We start from the raw sequence: 9,118 nt of genomic DNA on the forward strand, positions 1-9,118 counted from the left end.
AAGAAATAAAGCCAAACTATTAAATTTTAAGAAATTCTAATTAAAGAGATATTGAAGTATATCATTTTTAGCTATACATTTCACAATGAATCACTTAAAATTTACGATAACGTTATAATAGTAATTCGTTCCTAACTCTGTAAAAAAATGATTAATTTTGCTCGAACTAATACAAACGCATAACAATGAGTAAAGACGTCGTAATTGTGTCTGCAGCAAGGACACCAATAGGTAGTTTTTTAGGAAGTTTATCAACAGTACCAGCCCCAAAATTGGGTGCTGTAGCTATAAAAGGAGCCTTAGATAAAATCAACTTGAAACCAGAATTGGTTCAGGAAGTATTAATGGGCCATGTGGTTCAAGCCGGGGCTGGTCAAGCACCTGCAAGACAAGCAGCCATTTATGCTGGAATCCCTGATACCGTTCCTTGTACAACTGTGAACAAAGTATGTGCGTCTGGAATGAAAGCTGTGATGCAGGCTGCCCAATCTATTGCTTTGGGTGATGCTGAAATCGTGGTTGCCGGGGGAATGGAAAACATGAGTTTGATTCCGCATTACATGCACGCCCGTATGGGAACAAAATTTGGTCCTGCAAGTTTAATTGACGGGATGCAAAAAGACGGTTTGGTAGATGCCTACGACCAAAATGCCATGGGTGTTTGTGCCGATGCTTGTGCCACCGAATATAATTTCTCTCGTGAAGACCAAGATGCTTTTGCTATTCAGTCTTATGAAAGATCTGCGACTGCTTGGGAAGCTGGAAAATTCGACAATGAAGTAGTTCCGGTTGAAGTACCACAACGTCGTGGTGACGCTTTGGTTGTGAACAAAGATGAAGAGTTTACCAATGTAAAAATGGAAAAGATTCCAGCCTTGCGCCCCGCTTTCACCAAAGAAGGTACCGTTACTGCCGCCAATGCCTCTACCATTAATGATGGTGCTGGAGCTGTGGTATTGATGAGCAGAGAAAAAGCTGAAGAATTAGGATTGACTCCATTGGCAACTATCAAAGGTTATGCCGATGCTGCTCACGAACCAAAATGGTTTACAACCGCACCAGCCAAAGCGCTTCCTAAGGCATTGAACAAAGCCGGTGTTGCTATAGAAGATGTAGATTTCTTCGAATTCAACGAAGCCTTTTCGGTAGTAGGTTTAGCTAATATGAAACTTCTTGGATTAAGTGATGATAAAGTGAATGTAAACGGTGGAGCTGTTTCATTAGGACACCCACTAGGATGTTCAGGTGTTAGAATCATCATCACCCTTATAAATGTTTTGGAACAAAACAATGCTAAAATTGGAGCAGCTGCCATTTGTAATGGTGGTGGTGGTGCTTCAGCAATTGTTATTCAACGTAACTAAAACAGATACATGCAATACGGAATTTGTAACTTAAGCATTGTTCCTTTACGATTAGAACCTTCCGATAAAAGTGAGCTCGTTTCACAGGTTTTATATGGAGATTTCTTTAAGGTGCTGGAACAACGCAAACATTGGAGCAAAATCCGTTTGCATTTTGATAACTACGAAGGTTGGATAGATAACAAGCAATATCTTGAAATCGAGCAGGAGAACTACAACACTTTAAAAGGTGAATTACCGAAACTCTCCTCCGATCTGCTGGAATTTGTTCAAGATGCCAATGACAATTTAATCACCGTTCCTTTGGGTTCATCATTAAATGGTTTATCGGTTCTGGAACATCAACATGATGGCAATTTGGTTCAAGGTATCCAACCCAAAGAACAATTGCTCAATACAGCATTTACCTATTTGAACGCTCCTTATTTGTGGGGAGGAAAAACGCCCTTTGGCATAGACTGTTCTGGTTTGACGCAAATGGTTTACAAACTTAATGGTTACAAACTTTTGCGTGACGCTTCACAACAAGCTACTCAAGGTGAAGCCTTAAGTTTTATTGAAGAAAGTGAACCTGGCGATTTGGCCTTTTTTGATAATAACGAAGGCCATATTGTTCATGTGGGTATAATCATGGCCAACAATTATATCATCCATGCCCATGGCAAGGTAAGAATTGATCGTTTGGACCACTCAGGAATATATAACGTTGACAAACGAATGCATACCCATAAGTTAAGGGTCATCAAGAAAATAATCTAACAAAAAAAAAGCTACTTAATTTTAAGTAGCTTTTTTTATGATATATCCTTCAAGTTTTAGTTTCCGCTTTGGATAGCTTCAACTTTTGCTTTCATTTTCATTTCATTGTCGGTGTCTCCAATAGCACTGTAGATATTCATCAAAGTTTGAGCCGCTTGCAAATTGTTTGGTCTCAACTGCAACGTTTTTTCCAAATAAGGAACGGCATCCTTATACAATTGCAAACGCTCTTCTTTCAATTCGTCATAACGTCTGTTGTCCGCAGCAGAGTTACCTAAACCATTCATTTCTTCAATAATACTTTGCTCACCGGCCAACGTTACTACCGCCAAATTGTTATATGCATCTACATATCCCGGATCTAATTCGATAGCTTTTTTATAATATCCTTTTGCTGCTTCATTTTCGCCTGCTTCTGCAGAAATTACTCCTAAGTTATACTGCAATTCTGGATTATTTGGATCCTTAACAGTAGCTTCCTGCATTAAAGCTTTGAATTTCTCTTTATTACCCATTTGCAAGTGCAAATTAGCTTCAGTCAACAATAAGTTAAAATCGTCTGGATTTTGCTTTCTAGCATCATCAATAGCTTCAATTGCCTTTTCAGTATCTCCTTTAGACACATAAATCAAAGCGATGTTTTTAATGATTTCAGCAGATTTCGGATCCGTCTTTCTTACTGAAGGCTTGATGTGAGTTCCTGCCTTTACACTGATATCTCGTAAAGATGCTGAATCAAAAGTTTCAACTTCATTCGTAGACTTATTGATAGCAGTATACTCGGTTTCCATACCTACATATCCCATATCTCTAAGTTCTTCATAATACTCCAAAGAAGTATCATAATCCTTTGCAGTTACAGCTGTAGACGCTGCATAATAAAGATATAAAGTATCTTTTGGAGACATTCTATAGGCTTGCTCAAATCCTTTTGAAGACTTCATGTAGTCTTTTGCTTCGAGAGCAGAATTTGCATCGGTTAAAAAGCCATTCAACATTTGCTGCTTCATCTCATCAACATCGTCTGAATACTTTTCTTTGCCGTCTGCACTTTCGATTGCTTTTACCTTATCAAAACTTTCAATGGCTTGTGCTATTTCAGCATCAGAACCTGTTCCATTAGCATACAAAGCTTGACCTTTAAGAAAATAAAACTTGGCCTGAGTTTTAGAATCAGCACCGCTTATTAGCGATTCTGCAGAATTAATTGCAGACTTGGCATCTGCATAATTTCCAGATTTAATTGCTTTTTCAGCATCCTTTATTTCATTCTTTTGAGCATAGGTAAAAGAACCTGCCAAAAGAGCCAAAGCAACAGCTAGTTGCTTTTTATTCACAATACTTCTTTGAATTGAGTAGTTGTGATTGTTCATTGAAAAATTCATTTTGAATTACTATTTGTTAATATTAGTTATTTTTATTCTTGAGCATTATCAAGAGTTGTGCCATCTTCATTTAAAGTTTCCACCTCTTCTGCAGAAGCTTCAATTTCGTTTTCGTCATCTTTCATCACTTTGGCAACAGCCGCAATGGAATCTTTTCCTTTTAAATTGATGAGTCTCACACCTTGAGTGGCTCTTCCCATCACCCTTAAATCTTTAACGGCAATTCTAATAGCGATACCTGATTTATTAATGATCATTAAATCATCTTCGTCAGTAACAGTCTTAATTGCGACAAGATGTCCTGTTTTTTCAGTGATTGAAATGGTTTTCACACCCTTTCCTCCACGATTGGTAATTCTATATACTGCTTCACCATCTTCTGGATCGTCAATATAAGTACGCTTTCCATAACCTTTTTCAGAAACCACCAATACAGATTCTTCCTGCGGATTTTCAATCGCAATCATACCTATTACTTCATCCGTATCATTGGCTAATGTAATACCACGAACTCCAGAAGCACCTCGGCCCATAGGTCTTGTTTTAGCCTCCTCAAATCTGATCGCCTTTCCAGATTTAAGAGCCAACATAACCTCACTATTACCTGTAGTCAATCTTGCTTCTAGCAACTCATCGTCTTCTTTAATCGTAATGGCATTAATTCCATTAGTTCTTGGTCTAGAATATTGCTCCAAAGCTGTTTTCTTAACCTGTCCCTTTTTGGTTGCCATCATTACATAGTGACTGTTTATGTAATCCTCATCTTTTAAATCCTGAGTACAAATGAATGCTTTTACCTTATCATCTTGCTCAATATTGATTAAGTTTTGAATGGCTCTTCCTTTGGAAGTTCTACTTCCTTCCGGAATTTCATAAACACGCATCCAGAAACATTTTCCTTTTTGAGTGAAGAACAACATATATTGGTGGTTGGTACCCACAAATAAATGCTCTAGGAAATCTTCATTTCTTGTTGTAGATGCCTTTTGCCCTACTCCTCCTCTATGCTGAATTTTATATTCGCTTAATGATGTACGCTTGATGTAACCAGCATGAGAAATGGTAATTACCACCTGCTCATCCGGAATCATATCTTCAATACTTAAATCGCCTCCGGCATACTCAATTATAGAACGTCTGTCATCTCCATACTTTTCTTTAACAACCAGAAGCTCTTCCTTGATGATTTCCATTCTACGCTCCTTTTTAGCAAGAATGTCTTTCAAATCCTCAATGGTCTTCATGAGTTCTTCATATTCACTACGAAGTTTGTCTTGTTCCAGTCCTGTCAACTGGCGCAACCTCATTTCAACGATTGCTTTAGCTTGTATTTCAGAAAGTTTGAAACGCTCAATCAACTTCTCTCTGGCTTCTTCTGCATTGGAAGAAGCTCTAATAAGCGCAATTACTTCATCAATATTATCGGAAGCAATGATTAAACCTTCCAAGATATGGGCACGCTCTTCGGCCTTACGCAGTTCGTAAGTCGTTCTTCTTACCACCACTTCATGTCTGTGCTCCACAAAATGATAAATTAAATCCTTAAGATTCAATAATTGTGGGCGTCCATTAACCAACGCAATGTTGTTAACACTAAAGGACGACTGAAGGGCAGTATATTTATAAAGCTTATTTAAAACAATGTTAGGAATGGCATCACGTTTAAGTACATAAACGATTCGCATCCCATTTCTGTCGGACTCATCACGAATGGTAGAAATTCCTTCGAGCTTCTTGTCGTTAACCAAGTCGGCCGTTTTCTTAATCATGTCGGCCTTGTTTACCAAATAAGGAATCTCTGTTACAATAATACACTCGCGTCCTTGTACTTCCTCAATATTGGCCTTTCCACGGATAACAACTCGTCCCCTTCCAGTTTTAAAAGCTTCCCTAACACCGTCATACCCATAAATAGTTCCTCCTGTTGGAAAATCAGGAGCTTTAATATGGGTCATCAATTCCTCAACCTCAATATCGTTGTTATCAATATAAGCAACTGTTCCGTCCACCACCTCAGAAATATTGTGGGGCGGCATATTGGTAGCCATACCTACTGCAATCCCTGAAGCACCATTCACCAACAACCCTGGTATTCTTGTAGGCAATACGGTAGGCTCTTGTAGAGTGTCGTCAAAATTAAGTTTATGGTCTACGGTTTCCTTGTCTATGTCAGCTAACATATCTTCGGAAATCTTGCGCATTCGAGCTTCTGTATAACGCATTGCTGCTGGGCTGTCTCCATCAATAGAACCAAAGTTCCCCTGCCCGTCTACCAACATATAACGCAAGCTCCATTCCTGAGCCATACGAACCATTGTATCATAAACCGAACTATCTCCATGAGGGTGGTACTTACCTAACACTTCCCCAACAATTCTGGCCGACTTCTTATAAGCTGTATTGGATCTTACACCAAGTTCATGCATTCCAAACAACACACGTCTGTGCACTGGCTTTAAACCATCTCTAACATCTGGTAAAGCACGTGACACAATGACCGACATTGAATAGTCAATGTAGGCCGATTTCATTTCATCTTCAATATTAATCGGAATGAGTTTCTCTCCTTCTACCATATATATTTAATTAGATTTTTTGTAGGTTTTCAAATCGTGCTAATATAAGTATTTTGTTAGTCCTTATCCGACTTTCAATTGGGTTTTTTAACTTTTTTTATTAACAAATATACGGCCTTCTTTGGTTAATAAGTAAAAGTCTAAAAGTTTTGAATTTTTAAACTTTTTTCCTCTATTAGCTTTTATGAAACATTTAAGATGCAGTTTTTGCCCTTATAACTATGTTTTTTATTATTTTTAATGCAGAAAGGATTTTACTATGGATGATAATTTTTCCCCAAGAGTCAAAGACGTTATTGCTTACAGCAAAGAGGAAGCACTGCGTCTTGGCCATGATTTTATAGGTACCGAGCATTTAATGCTGGGCCTACTTCGTGATGGCAGTGGAAAAGCAATAGATATATTAAGTGCCCTTGAAATTGATCTTAACCATTTAAGGCGCAAAGTTGAAATATTAAGCCCAGCCAATTCCAATGTGGCGACTGCCTCCAACGAAAAAAAGAACCTACACCTAACTAGGCAAGCAGAACGTGCTTTAAAAACTACCTTTTTAGAAGCTAAATTATTTCAAAGCACATCGATTAACACAGCTCATTTACTGCTGTGTATTTTAAGAAATGAAAACGACCCCACTACCAAGCTCTTAAATAAGCTCAAAGTGGATTATGATAACGTTAAAGAGCAATTCAAATTTATGATTACAAATGATGATGACTTTTTAGAATCTCCTAAGGCTGAGTCCTATTCAGATGACGACATCACCGATGATGACGATTCTAAGCAAAACCCTTTTAGTCAATCTTCATCTAAAACAACTAAAAAATCCAAAACTCCTGTATTGGACAATTTCGGTAGAGACCTTACCGTTTTGGCCGAAGAAGGAAAACTGGATCCTGTTGTTGGTAGAGAAAAAGAAATACAGCGTGTTTCCCAAATATTGAGTAGACGCAAAAAGAATAACCCACTTCTTATTGGAGAACCCGGAGTTGGTAAATCAGCCATTGCGGAAGGTTTAGCACTGCGCATCGTAAAACGAAAAGTGTCCAGAATACTTTTTAATAAGCGCGTAGTTACCCTTGACCTTGCAAGTTTGGTTGCTGGAACAAAATATCGCGGACAATTTGAGGAACGAATGAAAGCCGTTATGAACGAGCTTGAAAAAAATGATGACATAATCCTCTTTATTGACGAAATCCACACCATTGTAGGTGCTGGCGGTGCTACCGGTAGCTTGGATGCTTCCAACATGTTCAAACCAGCATTGGCACGTGGTGAAATTCAATGTATAGGAGCAACAACCCTAGATGAGTACAGACAATACATTGAAAAGGATGGTGCTTTAGAGCGTCGTTTCCAAAAGGTGATTGTAGAACCTACAAGCGTGGAAGAAACTATTGAAATACTTAACAACGTTAAGGAAAAATATGAAGAACACCACAATGTAGACTATACTCCGGAAGCCATTGAAGCTTGTGTGAAATTAACGAACAGGTATATGACCGATCGCTTTCTTCCAGACAAAGCCATAGATGCTTTGGATGAAGCTGGATCGCGAGTTCATATCACCAATATCGATGTTCCAAAACAGATTCTGGAACTAGAAAAGAAACTCGAAGAAGTTAGAGAAACTAAAAATACAGTTGTTAAAAAACAGAAGTATGAAGAGGCTGCTAAACTTCGAGATGATGAAAAGAGATTGGAAAAAGAATTGGCTGTAGCCCAAGAAAAATGGGAAGAAGAAACCAAACTCCATCGTGAAATTGTCTCTGAGGAAAATGTTGCAGATGTGGTATCCATGATGACAGGCATCCCTGTAAATAGAATTGCCCAGACCGAAAGCAATAAACTAGCAAAATTACCAGACCATATCAAAGGCAAGGTAATTGGACAAGATGAAGCTGTTGCCAAGGTTGTAAAAGCTATTCAAAGAAACCGAGCTGGTCTTAAGGATCCAAACAAACCGATTGGTTCTTTTATATTTCTAGGTCAAACAGGGGTTGGAAAAACTCAACTAGCCAAAGTTTTGGCTCGTGAATTGTTTGACAGTGAAGACGCACTTATCAGAATAGATATGAGCGAGTACATGGAAAAATTTGCCATTTCTAGACTGGTTGGTGCCCCTCCAGGGTATGTTGGTTATGAAGAAGGTGGACAATTAACAGAAAAAGTACGTCGCAAACCATACGCAGTCATTCTTTTGGATGAAATTGAAAAAGCGCATCCTGATGTGTTCAATATGCTTTTACAGGTATTGGACGATGGTTATCTTACAGATAGTTTAGGTAGAAAAATAGATTTTAGAAATACTATTATCATTATGACTTCCAATATTGGAGCCAGAAAACTTAAGGATTTTGGACAAGGTGTTGGTTTTGGCACAGCTGCAAGAGAAGCACAGGCTCAAGACAATTCTAAAAGTATTATTGAAAACGCTTTGAAAAAAGCCTTTGCACCAGAATTCCTTAACAGAATTGACGATGTAATCGTATTCAACGCTTTAGAAAAATCTGATATTGATAAAATTATCGACATTGAGCTTATCAAGCTAATTGAGCGCATAAAAGGTTTAGGTTATGAGCTTAAATTAAGTGATAAAGCCAAAGATTACATTGCAGATAAAGGTTTTGACAAACAATATGGTGCGCGTCCTTTAAAACGTGCCATCCAGAAGTATATTGAGGATGCATTGGCAGAAGAAATTATCAATGCCCAATTGCTGGAAGGTGATACAATTATTATGGATTTAGATTCCAAAACAGAAGAATTGACCATTAAAATTGAAAAGGCCGAGAAACATACGGAGTCTTAACCCAAACTTATATGAAATTGAAAAGTCCTTGTAGTTTTTACAAGGACTTTTTTGATGGAAACAATTCAAAAAGACAACACTACTCTCAAATTTTATAATAATCTTTTTTATCTTTTCTAAAAGAAATCTGATATCATTATTTCACTATTAACCATTTAATAAAGAGTAAATAGACCCCAAATAAATAGCTTATTCCAAAAATGTTTTACTCTATTGATATAGTTC

5 protein-coding genes are annotated in these 9,118 nt (G+C 37.8%); 3 read left to right on the top strand and 2 right to left on the bottom strand.

The window, feature by feature from the left end:
- The first annotated feature begins 185 nt into the window (after positions 1-185).
- Both ZA05_RS08060 and ZA05_RS08065 read left to right on the top strand, forming a co-directional pair.
- A complete protein-coding gene (locus ZA05_RS08060; RefSeq protein ID WP_053991177.1) occupies positions 186-1,364 on the top strand; it encodes an acetyl-CoA C-acyltransferase in 1,179 nt (392 codons plus the stop codon).
- A gap of 9 nt (positions 1,365-1,373) precedes the next feature.
- Positions 1,374-2,123 carry a C40 family peptidase gene (locus ZA05_RS08065; protein WP_053991178.1) on the top strand — a complete coding sequence of 250 codons (750 nt, stop codon included), beginning with the start codon at positions 1,374-1,376 and terminating at the stop codon, positions 2,121-2,123.
- Between the two features lie 56 nt (positions 2,124-2,179).
- Here ZA05_RS08065 and ZA05_RS08070 read toward each other — a convergent pair whose 3' ends face one another.
- The gene (locus ZA05_RS08070; RefSeq protein ID WP_053991179.1) at positions 2,180-3,496 is read right to left on the bottom strand and encodes a tetratricopeptide repeat protein; all 1,317 of its coding nucleotides are present in this window, start codon (positions 3,494-3,496) and stop codon (positions 2,180-2,182) included.
- A gap of 44 nt (positions 3,497-3,540) precedes the next feature.
- Positions 3,541-6,084 (bottom strand): DNA gyrase subunit A, encoded by a 2,544-nt coding sequence (gene gyrA, locus ZA05_RS08075; RefSeq protein ID WP_053991180.1) that lies wholly within the window; start codon positions 6,082-6,084, stop codon positions 3,541-3,543.
- 259 nt (positions 6,085-6,343) lie between these two features.
- On the opposite strand from gyrA, the gene ZA05_RS08080 reads away from it, so the two are divergent.
- The gene (locus ZA05_RS08080) at positions 6,344-8,893 is read left to right on the top strand and encodes an ATP-dependent Clp protease ATP-binding subunit (RefSeq protein ID WP_053991181.1); all 2,550 of its coding nucleotides are present in this window, start codon (positions 6,344-6,346) and stop codon (positions 8,891-8,893) included.
- The last annotated feature ends 225 nt before the right edge of the window (positions 8,894-9,118 follow it).

Source organism: Mangrovimonas sp. TPBH4, from assembly GCF_001280505.1.
Classification (GTDB): domain Bacteria; phylum Bacteroidota; class Bacteroidia; order Flavobacteriales; family Flavobacteriaceae; genus Mangrovimonas_A.

Excerpts from the sequence above, each read along its gene's own strand:
- ZA05_RS08060 (WP_053991177.1), top strand. The coding sequence starts at position 186 with ATGAGTAAAGACGTCGTAATTGTGTCTGCAGCAAGGACACCAATAGGT.
- ZA05_RS08065 (WP_053991178.1), top strand. The coding sequence starts at position 1,374 with ATGCAATACGGAATTTGTAACTTAAGCATTGTTCCTTTACGATTAGAA.
- ZA05_RS08070 (WP_053991179.1), bottom strand. The coding sequence starts at position 3,496 with ATGAACAATCACAACTACTCAATTCAAAGAAGTATTGTGAATAAAAAG.
- gyrA (WP_053991180.1), bottom strand. The coding sequence starts at position 6,084 with ATGGTAGAAGGAGAGAAACTCATTCCGATTAATATTGAAGATGAAATG.
- ZA05_RS08080 (WP_053991181.1), top strand. The coding sequence starts at position 6,344 with ATGGATGATAATTTTTCCCCAAGAGTCAAAGACGTTATTGCTTACAGC.